General features: G+C 51.5%; 16 protein-coding genes, 1 tRNA gene and 3 pseudogenes. 9 read left to right on the forward strand and 11 right to left on the reverse strand.

Going from position 1 to position 21,179, the window contains the following annotated elements; all coding sequences use genetic code 11:
• The first annotated feature begins 490 nt into the window (after window positions 1-490).
• From AC07U6_RS09000 to AC07U6_RS09020, 5 genes are all read left to right on the forward strand, one after another.
• On the forward strand, window positions 491-1,099 hold the full coding sequence (locus tag AC07U6_RS09000) for a fimbrial protein (RefSeq protein WP_494764028.1): 609 nt from the start codon (window positions 491-493) through the stop codon (window positions 1,097-1,099).
• A gap of 93 nt (window positions 1,100-1,192) precedes the next feature.
• Complete coding sequence (locus AC07U6_RS09005) at window positions 1,193-1,894, forward strand: fimbrial biogenesis chaperone (protein ID WP_494764027.1); 702 nt, start codon at window positions 1,193-1,195, stop codon at window positions 1,892-1,894.
• An 11-nt stretch (window positions 1,895-1,905) separates the two neighbouring features.
• Window positions 1,906-4,392 carry a fimbria/pilus outer membrane usher protein gene (locus AC07U6_RS09010; RefSeq protein WP_494764026.1) on the forward strand — a complete coding sequence of 829 codons (2,487 nt, stop codon included), beginning with the start codon at window positions 1,906-1,908 and terminating at the stop codon, window positions 4,390-4,392.
• On the forward strand, window positions 4,383-5,378 hold the full coding sequence (locus AC07U6_RS09015; RefSeq protein WP_494764025.1) for a fimbrial protein: 996 nt from the start codon (window positions 4,383-4,385) through the stop codon (window positions 5,376-5,378). Before AC07U6_RS09010 ends, AC07U6_RS09015 begins: the two co-directional genes overlap by 10 nt.
• A gap of 14 nt (window positions 5,379-5,392) precedes the next feature.
• The gene (locus AC07U6_RS09020; RefSeq protein ID WP_494764024.1) at window positions 5,393-6,043 is read left to right on the forward strand and encodes a fimbrial protein; all 651 of its coding nucleotides are present in this window, start codon (window positions 5,393-5,395) and stop codon (window positions 6,041-6,043) included.
• Between the two features lie 33 nt (window positions 6,044-6,076).
• Here AC07U6_RS09020 and AC07U6_RS09025 read toward each other — a convergent pair whose 3' ends face one another.
• The 3 genes and pseudogenes from AC07U6_RS09025 to AC07U6_RS09035 form a co-directional block, all read right to left on the reverse strand.
• Complete coding sequence (locus AC07U6_RS09025; RefSeq protein ID WP_494764023.1) at window positions 6,077-6,790, reverse strand: EAL domain-containing protein; 714 nt, start codon at window positions 6,788-6,790, stop codon at window positions 6,077-6,079.
• Between the two features lie 97 nt (window positions 6,791-6,887).
• Window positions 6,888-7,598 carry a flagellar brake protein gene (locus AC07U6_RS09030; RefSeq protein ID WP_494764022.1) on the reverse strand — a complete coding sequence of 237 codons (711 nt, stop codon included), beginning with the start codon at window positions 7,596-7,598 and terminating at the stop codon, window positions 6,888-6,890.
• A 332-nt stretch (window positions 7,599-7,930) separates the two neighbouring features.
• Window positions 7,931-8,924, reverse strand: a pseudogene (locus tag AC07U6_RS09035) (IS3 family transposase); the annotation flags it as partial.
• An 828-nt stretch (window positions 8,925-9,752) separates the two neighbouring features.
• On the opposite strand from AC07U6_RS09035, the gene AC07U6_RS09040 reads away from it, so the two are divergent.
• Complete coding sequence (locus tag AC07U6_RS09040; RefSeq protein ID WP_494764021.1) at window positions 9,753-10,895, forward strand: Fic family protein; 1,143 nt, start codon at window positions 9,753-9,755, stop codon at window positions 10,893-10,895.
• 73 nt (window positions 10,896-10,968) lie between these two features.
• Here AC07U6_RS09040 and AC07U6_RS09045 read toward each other — a convergent pair whose 3' ends face one another.
• Window positions 10,969-12,717 carry an AAA family ATPase gene (locus AC07U6_RS09045; RefSeq protein ID WP_494764020.1) on the reverse strand — a complete coding sequence of 583 codons (1,749 nt, stop codon included), beginning with the start codon at window positions 12,715-12,717 and terminating at the stop codon, window positions 10,969-10,971.
• On the opposite strand from AC07U6_RS09045, the pseudogene AC07U6_RS09050 reads away from it, so the two are divergent.
• Both AC07U6_RS09050 and AC07U6_RS09055 read left to right on the forward strand, forming a co-directional pair.
• Window positions 12,707-12,994, forward strand: a pseudogene (locus AC07U6_RS09050) (hypothetical protein); the annotation flags it as partial. The gene AC07U6_RS09045 and the pseudogene AC07U6_RS09050 sit on opposite strands and share 11 nt — an antisense overlap.
• On the forward strand, window positions 12,991-13,218 hold the full coding sequence (locus AC07U6_RS09055; RefSeq protein ID WP_494764019.1) for a helix-turn-helix domain-containing protein: 228 nt from the start codon (window positions 12,991-12,993) through the stop codon (window positions 13,216-13,218). The pseudogene AC07U6_RS09050 and the gene AC07U6_RS09055, both read left to right, overlap by 4 nt.
• Window positions 13,219-13,530: 312 nt before the next feature.
• Here the strand turns inward: AC07U6_RS09055 and AC07U6_RS09060 are convergent, their stop codons facing one another.
• Window positions 13,531-13,689, reverse strand: coding sequence for a hypothetical protein (locus AC07U6_RS09060; protein ID WP_494764018.1), 159 nt, complete (start codon window positions 13,687-13,689; stop codon window positions 13,531-13,533).
• On the opposite strand from AC07U6_RS09060, the pseudogene AC07U6_RS09065 reads away from it, so the two are divergent.
• Window positions 13,645-14,298: pseudogene (locus AC07U6_RS09065) on the forward strand (integrase domain-containing protein); the annotation flags it as partial. The gene AC07U6_RS09060 and the pseudogene AC07U6_RS09065 overlap by 45 nt on opposite strands.
• A gap of 215 nt (window positions 14,299-14,513) precedes the next feature.
• Here the strand turns inward: AC07U6_RS09065 and AC07U6_RS09070 are convergent.
• From AC07U6_RS09070 to aspA, 6 genes are all read right to left on the reverse strand, one after another.
• Entirely contained in the window at window positions 14,514-15,176 is a 663-nt protein-coding gene (locus AC07U6_RS09070; protein ID WP_494764017.1) for an integrase arm-type DNA-binding domain-containing protein, read from the reverse strand.
• Window positions 15,177-15,337: 161 nt separating this feature from the next.
• Window positions 15,338-15,413, reverse strand: a tRNA-Phe gene (locus AC07U6_RS09075).
• A gap of 110 nt (window positions 15,414-15,523) precedes the next feature.
• Window positions 15,524-16,102, reverse strand: coding sequence for a division control transcriptional repressor DicD (dicD, locus tag AC07U6_RS09080; RefSeq protein ID WP_494764016.1), 579 nt, complete (start codon window positions 16,100-16,102; stop codon window positions 15,524-15,526).
• Between the two features lie 64 nt (window positions 16,103-16,166).
• Window positions 16,167-17,972 carry a protein-disulfide reductase DsbD gene (locus tag AC07U6_RS09085; RefSeq protein ID WP_494764015.1) on the reverse strand — a complete coding sequence of 602 codons (1,806 nt, stop codon included), beginning with the start codon at window positions 17,970-17,972 and terminating at the stop codon, window positions 16,167-16,169.
• Between the two features lie 180 nt (window positions 17,973-18,152).
• The gene (locus tag AC07U6_RS09090; protein WP_494764014.1) at window positions 18,153-19,454 is read right to left on the reverse strand and encodes an anaerobic C4-dicarboxylate transporter; all 1,302 of its coding nucleotides are present in this window, start codon (window positions 19,452-19,454) and stop codon (window positions 18,153-18,155) included.
• 122 nt (window positions 19,455-19,576) lie between these two features.
• Complete coding sequence (aspA, locus tag AC07U6_RS09095; RefSeq protein WP_105592115.1) at window positions 19,577-21,007, reverse strand: aspartate ammonia-lyase; 1,431 nt, start codon at window positions 21,005-21,007, stop codon at window positions 19,577-19,579.
• Between the last annotated feature and the right edge of the window lie 172 nt (window positions 21,008-21,179).

Genomic DNA, 21,179 nt, shown 5'->3' on the forward strand with positions numbered 1-21,179 from the left:
TGGCTGACCGAACTGACCGTTCCGGGTATTGCGCTGCGCTACGGTTTTGAAAGCCAACAATCGTTCACCCGCCTGTTCACCCGCTATTTTAAGGCGCTGCCCGCCCGATGACGGCGGACGCAGCGGTAACATTTTTTCCTTAAAAGACATTAATATGCTTATTTTTTGGTTGAAAAATCGCCACTTTTTCACTTTTATTATTAATTTTAGCGATTGTTCCTTAAAAATTAATAGTCATCAGCTCTTAAAATAGTCTCCAGAGAGATGTGAACAAATGTATATTTGTCGACGAAATAGCATTCTTTGACGCCGACAGTATTAACGAGTTTTCCTTAACGAGGCTCGCTATCTGACGCTTTAGTCTTGCGGCTTCCGGTCAGTTGAAGTTTCTATTCACCGTTGCACAAGTACGTATGGCAAAAAGCCGATGGCTTTGTGCAGGGCCACTGTAGGCTAATTGATAAATAACTCTCTCCGACAAGGATAAGCAATGAAAAAGGTAATTCTTTCCGCCGCAATGGCGACCGCGTTTTTAGGCCTGTCTGCAGCTAATGCGGCGGATCAGAATGTAGGTGGTGGTCAGGTTAATTTCTTCGGTAAAGTGACCGATGTTTCTTGTACTATTTCCGTTAATGGCCAGGGCAGCGATGCCAATGTTTATCTGTCTCCAGTGACCTTAACTGAAGTGAAAGGCGCATCGGCCGATACGCTGCTGAAACCAAAAGCTTTCACCATCGACGTGTCTAACTGCCAGGCTGCTGACGGCAGCGCGCAGGACGATCTGACCAAGCTGGGCGTGAACTGGACCGGCGGTAATCTGCTGGCTGGCGCAACCAGCAAACAGCAGGGCTACCTGGCGAACACCGAAGCTGCCGGTGCTCAAAACATCCAGCTGGTTCTGGCTACCGACAGCGCAACCGCGCTGACCAACAAAATCATCCCGGGCGACAGCACCCAGCCGAAAGTATCCGGTGACGCCACTGCCGTACAGGACGGTGCACGCTTCACATATATCGTGGGTTACGCCACCAGCACCCCGTCTACTGTAACCACCGGTGTGGTTAACAGTTACGCGACTTACGAAATTACCTACCAGTAATTACTGCCTGAAATTAAAACGGCCTTAATAAGCAGTTTTAAACAGTGATAAAGCGGCACGCGCTGCCGCTTATTTTTATATTCTGAGGTTAGCATGAAGTCGATTGCCCTTTTTTTCTTTTCTATTTTCAGCGTTGCAGCCAGCGCCAACAATATTATTGTCAACGGCACCCGCTTTATTTATCCGGGAAATGAAAAAGAAATAACGGTGCAGCTTTCTAACACCGCCGATCGCCCAGCGCTGGCGCAAACCTGGCTGGATAACGGTAATCCCGACGCTACGCCGGATACCATCACCACGCCATTTATTATTACACCACCAATTTCCCGCGTGGATGCCAAAAGCGGCCAGACGCTGCGCATCAAACTCGGCAGTGATGCCGGATTAGCCAAAGATAAAGAGACGCTGTGGTGGCTGAACCTGCTGGAAATTCCCCCGGTGGTTGCTAGCGGCAAAAATGAAGGGCAAAACGTCCTGCAGCTGGCGATTCGCTCACGGTTCAAATTTATTTATCGCCCGGCAGGCCTCGGCAATCGTGATGCGGCGGCGGAAAAACTCACACTCTCGGCCAGCGGGAATCGCTTATCGGTATCGAACCCCACGCCGTTTTATATCACCGTCAGCCGCATTTCGCGCGACGGCACCAAGCCGCTCAACGGCAAAACGGTGATGCTTGCCCCGAAGTCAAGCCAGGTGATTGCGCTGAACGCGTCGGTGAGGAAAGGCGAGACGCTGACTGTTAACAATATCAATGACTATGGTGCCGATGTTGCTGTGAAAGTCGCCGTTCAATAAGGGTGAAAATAATGAAGCAGAAGTCATTCTGCCCGGGGAGTTTACGCGTGGCGATGGTAATTGCGTTCTGCGGCTTGCCGTTAGTTTCCAGCGGACAGGAAAACCCAGGGGCGACCTACACTTTTAACGACGGTTTTATCGTCGGCAGCCGTGAAAAAGTCGATCTGTCACGATTCTCTACCAGCGCCATCACCGAGGGAACCTACTCACTTGACGTGTACACCAACGGCGAGTGGAAAGGGCGCTACGATCTCAATGTCACCCGCGATCGAGACGGGAAAATGGGGATCTGTTACACCCGCGCGCAGCTCGCGAAATTTGGTATTGCCGCCGAGAAGCTCAACCCCACGCTCAGCCAGCAGGAAGGTTTCTGTGGCCGTCTGCAGGCGTGGCGCAGCGAAGACACGATTAAAGATAACCTGATCCAGTCCTCTCTGCGGCTGGAAATATCCGTGCCGCAAATCTATGAAGATCAGCGCTTTAAAAACTTCGTCAGCCCGGAATTCTGGGATAAAGGCATTCCCGCGCTGAACCTGGGCTGGATGGCGAACACCTGGACCAGCCACGCTTCGGCTGGTGAAAGTTCGGATAACAACAGCGCCTATCTGGGCATCAATGCGGGATTCTCCTGGGACGGCTGGCTGCTGAAGCATGTGGGGAATCTGAACTGGCAGCAGCAGCAGGGCAAGGCACGCTGGAGCAGTAACCAGACCTACGTACAGCGGCCGCTGCCGCAGATAGATTCCATCGTCAGCGCGGGGCAAATCTTCACCAACGGCGAGTTCTTCGACACCATTGGCGTGCGCGGTGTGAACCTGGCGACCGACGACAATATGCTGCCGGACGGGATGCGTTCTTACGCACCGGAGATCCGCGGCGTGGCGCAGAGTAACGCGCTGGTAACGGTCCGTCAGGGCGCGAACATGATTTACCAGACCTCGGTGCCACCGGGGCCGTTTGTGTTGAAAGATGTTTATCCTTCCGGTTACGGCAGCGATCTGGAAGTGTCGGTGAAAGAATCTGACGGCAGCACTGAGGTGTTTAACGTGCCTTACGCCTCAGTGGCGCAGCTGCTGCGCCCGGGGATGACGCGCTATGCGCTCTCCGCCGGTAAGGTCGATGACAGCTCGCTGCGCAATCGGCCCGTATTGTACCAGGCCACCTGGCAGCACGGCCTGAGTAACCTGTTTACTGGCTATGTTGGCGCCACCGGCTTTAATGACTATCAGGCCTTCCTGCTCGGTACCGGGATGAATACCGGCTTCGGCGCGCTCTCCTTCGATATCACCCAGTCGCGGCTGAAGAGCGACACACTGAATGAAAACGGGCAGAGCTACCGCGCCACCTTTAACAGGATGTTCACCGAGACCCAGACCAGCATCGTGCTGGCGGCCTATCGCTACTCCACCAAAGGCTATTACAACCTGAACGACGCGCTGTTTGCGGTCGATCAAGAGAAGTACTACGACAGTAATTACACCCAGTGGCGGCAGAAAAACGGACTGACTTTTACCGTGAACCAGAGCCTGCCGGACGGCTGGGGCGGTTTCTATCTTAGCGGTCGTATCTCGGACTACTGGAACCGCTCCGGCACCGAGAAGCAGTATCAGCTCAGCTACAACAATATGTTTGGCCGGCTGTCATGGTCGGTGGGCGCTCAGCGCGTTTATACCCCGGACAGTTCCGGCCACAGCCGTGACGATCGCGTATCGCTCAACTTCAGCTATCCACTGTGGTTTGGCGAGGGCCGCACGGCTAACCTGACCTCGAATACCTCATTTAATAACTCGAATTTCGTCAGCTCGCAGATTGGCGTGAACGGCTCGCTGGATAGCAGTAATAACCTGAATTACGGCATTTCTACCACTACCTCCAGGGGTGGTGAACATGATGTGGCGCTGAATGGCAGCTACCGCACTCCGCTAGCCACGTGGAACGGCAGCTACAGCCAGGGCGCAGGCTATCGCCAGAGCGGGCTGGGCGGCAGCGGTACGTTGGTTGCCCACAGCGGCGGTATTGTCCTGTCGCCGGAGACCGGCACGACCATGGCGCTGATTGAGGCGAAAGACGCCGCCGGTGCCGAGCTGCCTGGGGCGCCGGGAACGCGCGTGGATAAGAACGGTTATGCGCTGCTGCCGTACCTGCGCCCTTATCGTATCAACGCGGTGGAAATCGATCCTAAAGGCAGCAGTGACGACGTCGCTTTCGAGCGTACGGTCGCTCAGGTGGTGCCGTGGGAGGACAGCGTAGTGAAAGTCTCCTTCAATACGTCAATTCAGAACACCATCACGCTGCATGCCCGGCAGGCAAACCATACGCCGCTGCCGTTTGCCGCCTCTGTTTACGATGCGGACGGGAAGGCGATTGGCGTAGTAGGCCAGGGCAGCATGCTGTTTATCAGCGACGCCAGCGCACGGCGAGCTGTGGTGAAGTGGAGCGGCGGAGAGTGTTCCGTTGAGCTGGGCCAGGAAAATAATAAGGAACGGGTATGTCGCTGAGTAAACAGCTGGTTATCTTGATGGGGCTGATGATGATGGGCACAACGTCTGCCTGGGCAGCCTGTACTTTCCTTTCCCAGCCGACGGTGCAGCTGGATATGGCGGTGGGCAGGGTGGTGGTGATGCCCGATCTGCCGGTAGGGGCGGTGATTGCCACCCGGAACTGGACGATGAGTGCGGCTAAGGGCCCCAGCTATCTCTGTCCACCAGGAGTCAATCGCTTTGTGGGGAAGATAACGCAGGCGGGCAGCACGGATCTTGGCAACAAAGTGTTCTCTACCAACGTGCCGGGGATTGGCATGCGGTTCAGCCGCGGTGGAGAGAGGGTCAATATCGTCTACCCGGGTATTTATTCCCCAACGGCGACGCAAAAAACGATCTATACGCTTGAGGGATCGCGATTTACTCTGGAAATTATTAAAACCGCCACCACCACCGGGAGTGGAACGCTGGCGGCAGGGAAATATACCACCTACGATTTGGAAAATGGTAATAATCCTATGCTGGAAACCTATCTGAGCGCTGATGCGATTACCATTGTTTCGCCTTCGTGTACGGTATTGAGCGGCACGAATATGAACGTGGAACTGGGGACAATTAAACGTTCCGATTTAAACGGCGTTGGTACGACCGCGGGCGGCAAAGATTTTAATATTCAGCTGCAGTGCAGCGGCGGTTTAAGCACCGCCGGATTTGCGAATATCAATACCACGTTCTCCGGGAATCTGGCCACCGGCACCACCGCGACCACAGGGGCGCTGATTAACGAGAAAATCGGCGATTCAGCGGCGAAAGGGATCGGGGTGCAGGTGCTGAAAGACGGAACGCCAATCGAATTCAATAAAAAATACAGTATCGGAACCTTACAGAGCCAGGAAACGCGCTATATCACCTTGCCGTACCGCGCCCGTTTCTATCAGTATCTGCCGACGACCTCGGCCGGTGAAGTGGCATCCCATATGGTCTTTAACCTGACGTACGATTAATCCGGGAGGTGGATATGAGCGAATCGTTATCGTATTTAACCCTTAAAAAGATCGTTCGGATGATTCTGCTGGGCTGCGGTTTAACCGCCTTTTCAGCCCAGGGGAAGATGCCTTTCTATGATGATGGACGGATCGATTTTCGCGGGCGAGTCAGTGATACGTCATGCCGCGTGGCACTGAATGGCAGTAATAACGCTGGCAGCGGTAATATCTGGCTGGCGCCGGTCAGCCTTACTGAAGTTCATCAGCGAGGAGCAGGGGCATTTATGAAGCCGCAGGCTTTTACGCTGGAACTGTCAAAGTGCCAGCTAAATTTGCCTGGCGGGGAAGATCGGCAAATATCGTTTCCGGTAGTCAGCGTACGTTGGATTAGTGGTGTAGGAATGAGCGCGGTGAATAATGCCAGTGCGGAGTACCTGGACAATATTTTACCCGACGGTGCGCGCCATATTTATCTGGCTCTGGCGACCAATGACGGCAGCACGCTGGCGGCGGAAAATAAAATTGTTCCGGCCGACCCACAGCAGAATCAGGTTCAGATACGGGAACAACCGGCAGGCAGTGGCGTATTAACCTACTATATTGGCTACGTGACCACCTCACCGCAGCAGGTGACCAGCGGACCGATTAGTAGCCTGGCAACGCTGGAATTGGTTTATAATTAATAACGCAACGTGATGCCGGATTTCTCCGGCATATTAATTAACGACCTGTTCCTGCACCAGCTGTTCAATACTGACTTCCTGCCAGTAAAACCCCTGCATTGCAAACCATTCCATGCCGCTTAGCCAGCGTTGATGTTCTTCGCTCTCTACACCTTCGATAATCACCCGGTGGTTATTTCTCGACAGAAATGCAATTAACGCCTGCATTAGCTGGCGTCCGTGCTCTTTTTCTATTAAATGCCAGAAAAATTCCTTGTCAATTTTTACGTAATTGAAATGATAACCGCGAATAGCACTAATACCGGCATAGCCGGAGCCAAAATCATCCAGCCAGAGCTGGACGTTTAACGGTAACAAATGGTTCGCCAGCGCGTGGTTCAGTAAACTTATTGAGTATTCAGCGACCTCAAAATGGACATAATCCAGCTGCTTGATTCGTTCCGCAATATCATTACGCTGCAGAAGCGAGAGGATATGATCGTCGATATTGATAGTCAGAAACACGGCGTTTTCCAGGAACCAGTCCCTGTGCTGTTCTGCCTGTGCGAGCTGCTCGATAAAAATATCTTCACGTAATGAATTGTTTACACTGCGAAAAAAATCCTCGGGGGAGACAGCGTTTCGGTCAAAGCGGCTCAGGCACTCAACGGCAACCAGCTTGCCTTCAGGGGAGAACATTTTCTGATAGACATAACGAATGGCTATGTCACGACGAGATAACGTATCGTTAAGCATCGTATTGCTCATTATTTTTCAGGTGTCAGTTTTATTTGATATGTCATTACCTACGGCAATGACAATCAGAATACATAATATGTTATTAAAATTTAAAGGTTATTGATGGCTACAATCGTCGGGACTTAAGCTTCTGATCGACGGTTATCTTTAATACGGTGTCCTCGATGTACTTTTTAGTGTCGGGGTTTTTATAGTTGAATTTACAGGAGATGCGAAATGTACTTCGTTCATGAGAACGGTCCTGATATACCGGCGTGACGTTAATCACTTTCAGGCTGATGACGATAATACCGTATTCTGCAAGTGAAATCTCAACATTGTCTAATACCATTCCTTTATCCATAAACTTTTTTTTGAAGGATTCAGATATAAATGAGCATCCTCCTTCAGAAAGGTCGTTGATAGTAAATCTGTAACTTTCACCGCTCTTATGCCGACCCGAACAGAAAAATCCCGAATCGTTTTTAACGCGTATGCGTTGTGTTAAGCGACGTTGCAAAATGTTAATGCTATCAGGCAAAAAAAAAGCAACGGCATTGGCGGTGTTTTGACGATCGCTTTCGGTACTGAGTACAGCGCTAAACTCAATTTTTCCTAACTGACTATGTAATACAAAATAAAACTCAGCGTTATCCGTAATCGATGAAAAATTTGAATCATCAGGATTAATATAAAAACATGAGAAATCAACCTTTTTGATATTTGCTGCCCACAATTCTCCTTGATGATAAATGTCTATTTCAGATTTAACTCTGCACTCTTCTCTCAAGATCGCCAATATTTCATATTTAGACTCTTTTAAGATCCCCACTGGCATTCCATATCCTCTCATGCTATTTTAGTACCATTTTGGTCTTTATCCTATAGGAAAAAATCACCGCTTAGTGTAAGAGATTGTCAGGGTCGTCTATCGTTAGTGTTTAAATAATAGATGAAGACAATTAATAGCTACATGATAGTTGTACTATTTATTCTTTCGTGCAGGATAAAACTAAATAACACTTATTTATTATGTGGTTATTTACTCTTCGCTTAAACGAAGGGTAAAAGTAATTCTGGTAGCAGGTTTGCTACGGTGAAGAAAAAGTGAGAGGGCTATTATATTTTTATTTTATACTAAGAGGTAGTGCTGATGTAAATAGACCCGTTTTAGTTCCATGCATTTTTTGAGATCCCGGTCAAATAATGGTGCTGTCGGTATTCCTCCGGTGTCATATTGTTCAGCGATTCATGCGGGCGTTCACAGTTATATTCTAATAACCATTTTTCCGTGATTTCCCGTACTTCATTCAGTGTTCTGAACAGATAAAAATCGAGTACTTCTATTCGGTATGTCCGGTTAAAGCGCTCAATGTAAGCGTTCTGTGTCGGCTTACCCGGCTGAATAAACTCCAGTTTTACTGCGTGTTTCTCTGCCCATTCAGCCAGTGCCAGCGAGATAAATTTCGGACCATTATCCATGCGAAGCATCATCGAAAATCCCCGGTCAGCCGCGATCCTGTCGAGTACACGAACTATTCTCTGGGCTGGCAGGTTCAGGTCTATTTCGATCGACAACGCCTCACGATTAAAATCATCAACAACATTGAATGTACGAAAACGACGACCGCAAATCAGAGCATCATGTATAAAATCAACGGACCAGCTCTGGTTTAAAGCTTCAGGTGTAGCCAGCGGGGCGGGATGACGCACCGGCAGACGCTGTTTACCTTTGCGGCGAAAATTCAGTTTAAGCAGACAGTAAATACGATGGATCCTTTTATGATTCCACGGGTATCCCTGCCGTCGCAGAACCTGAAACAATTTGGGAAAACCATAGCGTGGATACCGTTCGGCCGCCGCCTGTAATGCGAAAATAACAGGTTCGTCACGAGCGGTATCCGGGTGGTAATGGTAAACCGTTCTGCTCAGATTCAGACTCCGGCAGGCCTGACGAATGCTGAGTCCGAATGTCGTTATCAGATGCGTTACCAGCTCACGCTTAAAGGCTGGTTTTAGAGCTTTTTTCGATAACATCCTTCAGTGCCCGGTTCTCAAGGCTGAGATCGGCAGACATCTGTTTAAGACGTCGGTTCTCGTCCTCAAGATCCTTGATCTTTTTAATATCAGACGCTTCCATGCCGCCGTATTTCGACTTCCAGTTAATGGGATGGACTGCCTCCTCCCATTGCGCTTCGACCTGGCCGAAACGCGCAAATAGCCAAAAGCGCCGACGACGCAGCCCGTCGGCGCAGCAAATTCACGCCACCGTTGCTACGTTTGCTTTTGGCTGCGAGTTCATCGTTTTCTTTAGGTGCAGGAAAGGTACCTAAGCACATTCAGAATGATTGCCTGAGAGGCCATGGCATAGGGTGGGAATAGTGTGTATTGGCAAATTGAGGTGTGGCAGGTAACGTCACAGCGACCCGAAAGGCGGGTAACTGCTCAAGAGAAATGCTCAGGCTGGATGGCAGAAGCACAGTAATGACATGAGTCGTTAACGTGACCAGAAATCGACCGGACCCCTAAAAAGCAAAAAACCGCCGTTAGGCGGGTTCTTTGATTTTGGTGCCGGACTCGAAATCATATCCACAATTAACTTTCTGTTTATTATTGTTTTTATTAGTATTTCTCTCAAGCAGAGCCCCCATAAGAAATTGCTTTTTTTTTGTGATAATTATCACGAAAAATCGTTGTTTAAAGGGATGGGATCCGTTGTGTGTGGAGTCAGGTCCACATATAACAGTCAGAACTTTACACATTACGGCGCTAAAAATCGACTTTAAACTGGTGATAAAACATCCGTACTGCATTATGCAGGCAAGGCCCGATCTCCCTTCGTGTTGAACATCTTTTAAACTTACATTTGATATGTTGGATAATGGTTTTTGAGATAATTATAAGCGATGTTATTTCTAATTTATGGATTAAATTGGTATTTTTGCTATACTTTTGAGATACCGTCATGCATCAGTTGAGATAACTAAACATCATGGCTCAATTTAATCACTTTGAACTCTCGCTGCTGAACCCGAGTTTTGACTCTCCTTTGGTTGACGCGCTGACGGAGCTGGAGTTACTCCGGCATCTGCGGCTGGAAACCGATGTTCACCCTATCCTGTTTGCGCAGTTGAAGGCCGTTTTTCACATGCTGGAGAGTCTTGGCTCTGCAAGGATTGAAGGAAACCACACCACGCTTGCCGACTACGTTGAAAGCAAGGTTGAAGGAACCCAAAGTTCGACAGACCAGCTCAAAGAAATCAACAACATTGAAGCCGCGATGGAGTTCATCGACGAATATCTGAACAATGGCGATGACATAACGGAGTATTTTATCCGCGAGTTGCATAGTCTGGCGGTAGTCGGGCTACAACAGGAAGGCGATAGAACGCCCGGCGCATATCGACAACATAATGTCAGTATCGCTCAGTCTGACCATTTACCGCCGGATCATATCCATGTTGCTGATTATATGGCGGAACTGACTACCTTTATTAACCGTGCCGATAAGCCAAAGTACGATCTGATGAAGATTGCTCTGGTGCATCATCGCTTTGGCTGGATACATCCTTTTGGCAACGGTAATGGCAGAACGGTCAGGTTGCTGACCTATGCGTTGCTTATCAAGTATGGTTTTAATGTTCAGGTGGGTGGTCGGGTACTCAATCCGACCGCGGTATTCTGTAACGACCGTGAACGCTATTACGCCATGCTGTCGTTAGCTGATAAGGGAACGGAGCAGGGGCTGGAAGAATGGTGCTTATATGTGCTTTCGGGGATGTCATCTGAGCTGAAGAAAGTCGATCAACTGACAAACCACGCTTTCCTGAGCGAGAAGATCCTGTATCCGGCGATCGATTTTTCGTCGGAGAGAGGGCTGATAAACCCGCTGGAATCGAAGGTGCTGAAACGTTCTGTTGCGTTGGGTACGATAAAAGCAGGCGATCTACGCTCTGTTTTGCCCGATCTGAAACCGGCGCAGGTGACTTATCAGCTTGGTAAGCTGATTGAGCGGGGGTTGCTTCAGCCAGTAGAAGAGGGGGCTCGTAGCTATACGGCAAAGTTTTCTAACTCGTATCTGATACGTGGGGTGATTAAGGTTCTGCGGGAAGAAGGGTTTATTCCTGATTTGTGATAATTCCCCATCTGTAAATCAGATGGGGGCTATGTTAAAGCAGTGCTTGAATTTCAAACTAATAACTTTTTCATTACGCGGGTTCATATATTGATACAAGTGCGTCTTCAGTTATTCCCATCATCATATTATAGTGGCCATCCTGATTAGCTTTTTTGAAAATGTTCCGAAATACTTGTAAATAAGCCTTATTCGTTTTGTCGCCATGATTAATATATAGGTCATCATGCATTGAATGAGAACCATCATTTACCCAAAAAAATAAAGACTGACAAATTAACTTCTCTCGGCCTTCAAATAACCCACATACGGTATCTTTTGACATTCCGCCCCACATAGTGAAATAGTTTTCCAGAATGCGGCGTAGGGTGTTTTGTAACGAGATACTGGTGGGGTTAGGCTTTTTCACCTCTTCCCAAAGCAACTCGTAGGCAGATTTTATCGGGTTACAGCTGCATTTCTCTACGTATGAGGTGTCTGCCTGTTTTTTCACCAGCCAGAAACTTTCTTCAGCCAAAGAGGCATCATGGGGACGCTTGGGATGATAGCTAATTTCTTTATGAAAATAGACGTTGTGCGTCAATATAAATACCTGTTTAATAGATCCCTTATTGTCTCTTATTTCTTCAAAAATACCTTTAATCAGACTGCTGACAATATATAGAATGTCGCTATCCAGGCTGGAAATGGGATCATCAAAAACCACTACTCTGGACTGCGTTATCCCGGATGCTTCCTGCGCACCTTTAATTAGTGAATAAAAATATAAAAATGTAATAAATGTTTTCTCACCCTCACTAAGCGAACGGCTGGCATCATCTCCGTTGCTGCGACATATCTTGTAATGACCTTTTTCATCCACAACATCAATACTAAATGATGTAAAACCAAATGAATGGAGTAAAGTGTTAATGGCGTCTTTGGTAGGGATTATTGATGTGGACTGCTTTTCTTGTGCCTTAATTTGTATATCAACACCATTTCGCCTGCGTTTTTTCTCTTCCAGGCTGGATGTCATTCCATCTATGGTATTTTTCAGGCGGGTTTTCGTGGCCTCGTAGCTATCCAGATGGGGTTTAAGCTCCTCCAGAATAAATTTCCATACTTGCGCAATAAGCTGCCTTTTCTCTGTCTGCAAATTATCAACCGTAAGGTTATGCTGATCTATCGCCGTATTGGCTACGCCGAGCTGTTCACTTAATGGCGTTAAAAACTCACCCAGTGGCTCCAGCATTATCTTTCTGCTGGGCTCCTGCTGTTTTGTCTGAATAAGTTTAAGGTTATTTTCCATTCGCTCTTTTAATGCGCGGGAAGAAGCATCGAAAAGAGCAGGGTCTAAATGGACGGATTGTAGGGTAGTGATCGTCTCAAGAGTCGATATAATTTGTTCAATAACCCGCTGGTAGTTATCTGCCAGTTGTGTTACTGCACCCAATTCAGCCTCATAGCTTTCATTAAAGAAATCTTTAAGGTTTTGAGCGAATGTTTTATCGGTTGGCTGCTGGCAGAAAGGGCAAATATCATCATTATGCTGATGGAAATGAATGCCTTGCTTGACCCAGTCACTGTTGCCTAACCGGTTAATCATGGCGGCAATATCAATATCCTGACTACCTACTATAGCTTTTTGTAAAATATCGGACGACGCTATATCGATTAACGGTTGTGCGTTAATTAACGGTAGTTTCTGTCTTTTTTCCGGGCTTGCCGAGAAAATAGTTGCCGATTTTTCTTTCAGAATATCTAAGCTAACAAGCGCTGCATTATTTGATGATTTTTCAGTGAGTACTTTTTGTTTGAATCGTTCGGCACTACAGCCCACGCTGCTCGATCCGGTTCCTCCCCATCTTATTGAAAGCCTGACCGTCGATACGCTGCCCGCCAGTTCTCCTCGCTTCGATCCTGAGTGTACAGAGCTTTGCCGCTACTGCCTCGCCCTGACGCAAACGTTGGCAGGGCAGGGATTTTCCTCTGAAACGGAGAAATATCTTAGCTGGCTGCTGTACGATCTGATCAACTACTTCGCTGCGGAAATGAAAGCCCCGCGTTGGATCCGCACAGCCGACGGCGTGAAGTTTATCGATGAGGTGACTGCATGAATAAGGTGCAACCGGACTGGCATTCCGCCGATATTATCGCGGCACTGAAAAAACAGGGAACATCACTTGCTGCTGTTTCCCGTAAAGCAGGTCTGTCATCCTCTACATTGGCAAACGCATTGAGCAGGCACTGGCCCAAAGGTGAACGGCTGATCGCTGAAGAGTTGGGTGTTGCGCCAGAGCAGATCTGGCCTTCACGCTACCGGAAGCCTGAACACCGCTAAAACAAAACAGACTCTCCCGATCTTCTGACTGATTTGCTGTCAGAAGATCGGGAGAGGGCAAGCGAAGCGCGGCAGATTTCCATTCATAAAGTTGCGAAAAAATCCACAATCAACTCAATTTCCAGAAAAAAGGTTTCCCCTTTTCATGCGTGCTGACCGGGTGTAAGCTCCCTCCTGCTCCACGCTGTCGTTGACAGCACCCGCGCTCAGACCTGCAAGCAGCGCCTGACCTGACGGTCAGCATGGTCAACCCTACCGGTGCAAACTTCTGCAATTACCGGGCCGCAAAATATCTTCGGCAGAGGCTATCCTTCACTGCACCAGTTCGCTGGTCGATGTTTCATCCCATCGGGTATTGCCCGGTAACTCCTGCGCCAGCTGACAAACCAGCGCCTTTAACTTACGGGCTGCGACCTGCATTGCCGCCAGGTTGTACTGCAACAGGCGGGGCGCAGTCAGGTGGCGGAACATTCGCGTCTGACCAACAAATCATTAGGACTGGCGGGGGCATCGCGTAGCGGTACGCAGCAGGCCATCACGCCGGAGCATTACCAGCATGTGCTCGCGGCCGCCCGGGATAAAGACGCTGGTCTGGCGGCAGCTCTGGAGCTTTCAAGGCTGATGGGATTGCGCTCGCAGGAAGCGGTGCAGAGCGCGCAGTCGCTGAGAACGTGGAAGCAGGCGGTTGATCGCGGAGAAACGCGGCTGACCGTGGTTTACGGCACCAAAGGCGGGCGGCCCCGCGAAACGGTGATTCTGGATACTGGCGCAGTCCGAAGGGCGCTGGAGAATGCGTTAACGCTTGCAGAACAGCGTAATGGCAGGCTGATCGACAGACCCGATCTCAAATCGGCTATGAACTACTGGCATAAACAGGCGACCATCGCCGGACTGACTGGCGCGTATTCCCCGCACTCACTGCGTTACGCCTGGGCGCAGGACGCGATCCGCCATTATCTGGCGCCGGGATTCAGCGAGAAGGAAGCGCTGGCAATGGTCGCTATGGGGTTGGGCCACGGCGACGGGCGTGGGCGTTATGTGGCTCAGGTCTACGGGCGGCGTGCTCGTGATGAGGAATAATTTCCTGTTCTGGTGCAATCATGAAGCGATCCGCCAGCAAAGGAAAAAGGGCTGAAGGGGTAAAGGTGCGCTAAGGGTAACAGCGCCAGCCCGGAAAGGGCCAAAGGGTTTAAAAGGCTGGAGCTGGCGCAGATCGACGTTTATCCGGGTTAACTGGTGCAAATAAAAAAGCAGTTCCGCCGGGAGCTGCTTTTCTGTGTGACTCCTTAACGGACTCAGGCCACCTGAACTCTCTTGTCATACCGATACGGCGCAACAAACGTCTGCCGACAGGCGTTGAGATAATCCGACCACCACTGCATCATCTGCGTGCGCTCGTCGAGATGCTCCGCCTTGTGGATATACGCGGCACGAACGTTGTTACGCTCCTGATGGCTCATCTGCCGCTCCACGGCGTCTTTCGACCAGCGCCCGGATTCAATCAGCGCGCTACAGGCCATCGTGCGAAAACCGTGGCCGCAGACATCCACCTTCGTATCATAACCCATCACCCGCAGCGCCTTGTTGATGGTGTTTTCGCTCATTGGCTTGCTCGGATCGTGATCGCCGGGAAACAGCAGTTCGCTGTTACCGGACAGAAGCTTTAGCTGTTTCAGCACCGTCACCGCCTGTTTTTCCTGCTGCTTTTTCACGCCCGGATCGTTGCCTGCGCTGAGAGTGGCTTTTGCTTCTTCGTGTAGCTTACGCGCATTAGCCAGCGTAACGGTCGGGTAAGCGCCAAACGCCAGCTTCTTCTCCTTGCCGCCAAAGCGGTACTTAAGATGCCAGAGTTTTGAACCGTTGGGCTTGATGAGCAGGTACAGGCCCTGCGAGTCGCTGAGTTTGTAAGGTTTATCGAGCGGCTTTGCGTTGCGGATGGCGGTATCGGTGAGAGGCATTGGGGGCTCCGTAGTTTATCGAACCAACAGGCCCCCAATTAAGCCCCTAAAAACTATGGATGTCAAAAAACCTGACGGAACTTTTCAGTGCCATCAGGTTTCTTTAACTAACTGATTTTATAACGTTTCAGGATGTATAAGGACATCATGAAACTAAATTTTGGTGCCCGAACCCGGAATCGAACCAGGGACACGGGGATTTTCAATCCCCTGCTCTACCGACTGAGCTATTCGGGCAACGGGGCGCATTAAACCGTAATGGCCGTTCGACGTCAACGGCTTTGTCATAAAAAATACCTGAATCCCCGCCGACTGCCTGCTTTTTGCTCTGATGGTGCAAAAGGTGTTCAGGACAGCGCGCCGTTTTTGCGGCACATGGCGATAGCGAGAACGTCCTCTGCCAGCCTGCGGGCGATTTCAACTTCCTGCACCTGACGTTTGACCAACAGGCGAGACAGGCAGCCTTCCAGAATCAATTCCATCTGATGAGCAACCAGGGTGGAATTCTCTGCTTCCAGCGTATTCAGCAGCTCGTGGGTATACTGCCATGAGGATTTTTTCTGCTGTTCAGCGAGCTGATGGATAGGGTGGTCGGCCTGTGGATAGAAGCTACAGGCTGCAATAAACAGGCAGCCGGGATAGCGCTGGTTATTAACCGCGTCTGCCAGTACCTGGTAGCGAGCGAGCAGTTTTTGCCCGGGGCTGAGGCTGTCATCCAGCAACAGCTTGCGCCGCCAGACATCGATCTGCTCGCCGTGATAGCGCAGGGCGTCATACAGCAACGCTTCACGATCGGGCCAGAAGCGTTTAATCTCTTCTTCGGAGCAATCCAGCTCTCCGACCAGCATGGAAAGAGACGTTGTTGCCGCCAATCCGTATTTCTCGAGGATATTCAGGGCATGATCGAGTACCTGTTCACGCTGCAATTGGCTCTCCTTTTCTGTTCCGGTCTGGCACCGCCACGGATGCGCAATAAGACCTTAGTGTTGTTTATGGTGTCACTTTCTGCAAATGCTGGCGGAAATCATCCGGTTTCATAAAGCCGGTGACGCGTGAACCTGGGATCTCGTGACCATTGGCATCGAAGAACAGGATGGTCGGCAGTCCCAGTACCTGTAAATGCTGCAGTAACGCGCTGTCCGTACTGCTGTTCGTGGTGACATCGGCCTGCAGCAGCTGCACGTTGCTCAGTGCTGACTGCACCTGCTTATCGCTAAAGGTATATTTCTCAAACTCTTTGCACGCCACGCACCAGTCCGCGTACAGATCGAGCATGGTGACTTTGCCACCGTTGGCCTGTAGCTGCTGGTCGAGCTGTGCCGCGCTGCTGATACGCTGGAAGTTAAGGTGTGCGGCCTCAGTACGGGTTGCCTGAGTGCCAAACGCCCAGTCCTGCAGCGGGCGTACGGCAATCAGCATCGCCGCCAGCAGGATCACCTGAATTACACGCAGCCAGCCGCGGCTACTCTTCAGGCTGCTGATAAATGCCCAACCGAAGAAGGCGACGCCGAGCAGGCTCCACAGCCGCAGTCCCCAGACGTCGCCGATCACGCGTTCCAGCAGGAACACCGGCAGGGCAAGGATCACGAAGCCAAAGCCCTCTTTCACCGTCTGCATCCACGGGCCGCTTTTCGGCAGCAGGCGGTTACCAAACAGGGTGATGGCAATCAGCGGCAGGCCCATCCCCAGCGCATAAAGATAGAGCGTGCCCGCTCCCGCCAGCATATTGCCGCTTTGCGCGATGTACAGCAGGATCGCACTCAGCGGTGCGGTCGTGCAGGGGGAGCAGATTAATCCGGCCAGCGCGCCCATCAGGAAGACGCCGGGCAGCGATCCGCCCTGCTGACGATTGCTCCACAGAGTCAGCCGGGTTTGCAGCGCGGAAGGCAGCTGCAGTGTGAACAGGCCAAACATCGACAGGGCGAGCACGATAAACAGCACCGACAGGCCGATCAGCACGGCCGGGGCCTGAAGCGCCGCCTGGAAACGCAGCCCGGCGGCCGCAACGACAATACCCATCACCGTATAGGTCAGCGCCATGCCCTGAACGTAGATCATCGCCAGCATAAACAGGCGGCCCAGACTGAATTTGCGGCTGCCGCCGAGAATAATGCCGGAAATCAGTGGGTACATCGGCAATACGCAGGGGGTGAATGCCACGCCGATGCCAATCAGTAACGCCCACAGCGGGGAGAACGGCAGCGAGGAGGGCTCATCCACAGGCGTTGCGGTAGCGGACGCATTGCTGGCGGCAACCGGTGACTCGTTAACCGCGGATTGGTTATCGGCTGCAACCGGCGACGCTTCAGCAGGCGGCGCCGCGACGGATGCACCCGGCGCGGAAGCGGGTTCCTGCCCGAAGACGGCGCTAAGCGGCACGCTGCGAGTTTCCGGCGGATAGCAGAATCCAACGGCGGCGCAGCCCTGATAGGTGACGGTGAGCTGTGCACCGCTATCCGCCTGCTGAATGGTGAACGGCAGCGTCAGGCTTTCCGGGTAGATTTCGGTTTTACCGTAGAACTCATCCTCATGCGGTTTACCGGCAGGCAGATCCCACTGCGCCAGCGTGGCGTTTTGCACGCTGATATGCATCTGCTGACGATAGAGGTAGTAACCGGGTTTGATCTGCCAGCTGAGAGTGAGCTGATTATCCTGCTGAGTAAAGTCAAACGCAAAAGCCTGATTAACCGGCACAAACTGGCTGTTATTGCCCTGGCCGAAAAGCGATGCACTGGCACTGATGCTGAACAGGGTACACAGCAGCAGTAAAAAAGAAGTCAAAATTCGTGGGATCATAATGGGTGTTTGCTCTCTCCATTTGGGGCTGAAACAGACCGGTGAGCGGTTCTGTCGGCTATTCTTTGTACTGCAAGCGCAGATGATAGCATGGCAATCCGGGGGATGGCTGTTATCAGGATGATAACGATGGGGTGATGCGGGCCGCACGCGCTGAAGAACGGCCCGCTGTGCGGTGAACTACAGCACTAAATGCCCAATCAGGAAGCCAAACGCCACGGAGAGAATAATCGCCAGGGTGCCGGGGATCAGGAATGAGTGGTTAAAGACAAAGCGACCAATGCGCGTGGAACCGGTATCATCCATTTCAACGGCGGCAAGCAGCGTCGGGTAGGTCGGCAGCACGAACAGTGCAGATACCGCCGCGAAGGAGGCGACCGCCGTGACCGGTGATACGCCGAGCATCAGTGCGGCAGGCATCAGCGCCTTGGTGGTGGCCGCCTGAGAATAGAGCAGCGTGGAGGCGAAGAACAGCACGATCGCCAGCATCCACGGGTAGCTGTCCAGCAGCTCACCGGCCACGCTCTGGATTTCGCCGATGTGTGCTTTTACAAAGGTGTCTCCCAGCCAGGCAACGCCCATGACGCAGACGCAGGCGCTCATGCCGGATTTAAAGGTGCTGGCGCTGAGGATCTCGCCGGTATCGACCTTGCAGGTCAGGCAGATTAGCGTGGCAACGGTCAGCATAAACACCACAATCGCTTCATTGCGCGGCAGGACCGGATTCTGGATCAGGCCGACAGCGTCGCTGATTGCCGTTGCGTAGAACACCACCGCCACAATGCCGACCAGGAACAGCGTCACGGAGAGCTTCGCCCCGGGCTTTTCTTTAAACACGCTGGCACCACGCAGCGTCACTTCGCCCTTCGCCAGGCGCGCCTGGTACACCGGATCGTCTTTCAGCTCTTTACCCAGGAAATTGGTCACCAGCGCGGCGACAAAAATAGCCGCCATCGTTGAGGGAATCGCCACTGCCAGCAGCCCGAGATAGCTGACGCCCTTCGGTTCCAGTAGCGCGGCCAGAAACACCACGGCGGCGGAAATAGGGGAGGCGGTAATAGCGATCTGTGAGGCGACCACGGCAATCGACAGCGGACGGGAAGGACGCACGCCCTGCTCCTTCGCTACCTCGGCAATCACCGGCAGGGTGGAAAATGCGGTGTGGCCGGTACCCGCCAGCAGCGTCATGGTATAGGTCACCAGCGGCGCCAGAAACGTAATATAGCGCGGGTGTTTACGCAGCAGACGCTCGGCCAGGTTGACCAGGTAATCCATCCCTCCGGCTATTTGCATCGCGGCAATGGCGGCAATCACCCCCATGATAATTTCAATCACGTCAAAGGGAATGGCACCGGGTTTTATCTGGAACCCCAGGGTCAGCACCAGCACGCCTAAACCACCGGCGAAACCAATACCGATCCCTCCCAGCCGGGCACCAAGGTAGATGGCCAGCAGGACAACGACAAGCTCGGGTAGCAACATCACGTGCTCCTTAAATTACTGATAATAAATTGTTAATGATTTGTAGACCCTGGAAAGTAAAAAGGCACGTCGTTCGCTGAACTGACGTGCCTTAAAAGGGCTATCGGGTAAATCGCTTATTGTTAGTTTTCATCGGTGTAGCGTTTTGCTTTATAGACCGGGAACATCAGGTTCTGGGTAGAGAAAATGTCATCCAGCTCGCTTTCGGTCAGCAGGCCACGCTCCAGCACCACTTCACGTACGCTCTTACCGGTTTCGGCACAAATCTTACCGACGATATCGCCGTTATGGTGGCCGATATACGGGTTGAGGTAGGTCACAATCCCGATAGAGTTAAACACGTAGGCTTCGCATACCGCTTTGTTAGCGGTGATGCCATCGACGCATTTTTCCAGCAGGTTGTAACAGGCGTTAGTGAGGATATGGACCGATTCAAACAGCGCCTGACCAATCACCGGCTCCATCACGTTCAGCTGTAGCTGACCCGCTTCTGAGGCCATCGTTACGGTAATATCGTTGCCAATCACTTTGAAACAGACCTGATTGACCACTTCCGGCACCACCGGGTTAACTTTGGCCGGCATGATGGAAGAGCCCGCCTGCAGTTCCGGTAGGTTAATCTCGTTCAGGCCGGCGCGCGGGCCGGATGAGAGCAGGCGCAGGTCGTTACAGATTTTCGACAGTTTTACCGCCAGGCGCTTCAGCGAACTGTGCACCATAACGTAAGCACCGCAGTCGGAGGTCGCTTCAATCAGGTCCTCTGCAGGAACGCACGGCAGGCCGCTGACTTCAGCCAGTTTCTGCACGGCCAACTGCTGATAGCCGTCCGGGGTGTTCAGGCGGGTGCCGATGGCGGTTGCGCCCAGGTTCACTTCCAGCAGCAGCTCGGCGGTGCGCAGAATGCTTTTGATCTCTTCATTTAGCAGCACGTTAAATGCATGGAATTCCTGGCCGAGGGTCATCGGCACCGCATCCTGTAGCTGGGTACGGCCCATTTTCAGAATTGTCTGAAACTCGACCGCTTTGCGCTGAAAGCCTTCGCTCAGCTGAGCAATCGCATCAAGCAGTTTGAGGATTGAGCTGTATACCGCGATGCGGAAGCCGGTCGGGTAGGCATCGTTGGTAGACTGACATTTATTAACGTGATCGTTTGGGTTCAGGTACTGATACTCACCTTTCTGGTGGCCCATCAGCTCAAGACCAATATTCGCCAGAACCTCATTGGTGTTCATGTTCACCGAGGTGCCGGCTCCCCCCTGGTACACATCGATGGGGAATTGATCCATGCATTTGCCGTTGTTCAACACTTCATCACAGGCGCTGACAATCGCATTGGCGACGTTGCGAGGGATGGTTTGCAGCTCCTTATTCGCCAGCGCGGCGGCTTTTTTTACCATCACCATGCCGCGAACAAACTCGGGAATGTCGCTGATTTTACTGTTACTAATGTAGAAGTTTTCAATCGCACGCAGAGTATGAACACCGTAGTAAGCATCCGCCGGAACTTCACGTATACCTAACAGATCTTCTTCGATACGAATGTTATTAGCCATGAGAACCTTCTTGTTAGAACTGCCGGGAAATCTTCACAATTTAAGCGCCTGCCTTCTCTGGCAACAGGTACTGATCGTTTCGTCAGCACGGAGTTGATCCTGCGTACTGTCCGTGTACAACGAATTTCAGCAACAATAACCAGCTCGGAATCAGGTCACCGGGGGATTATCG

The sequence above is a fragment of the Erwinia sp. GW821-FHT03D09 genome (assembly GCF_059420805.1).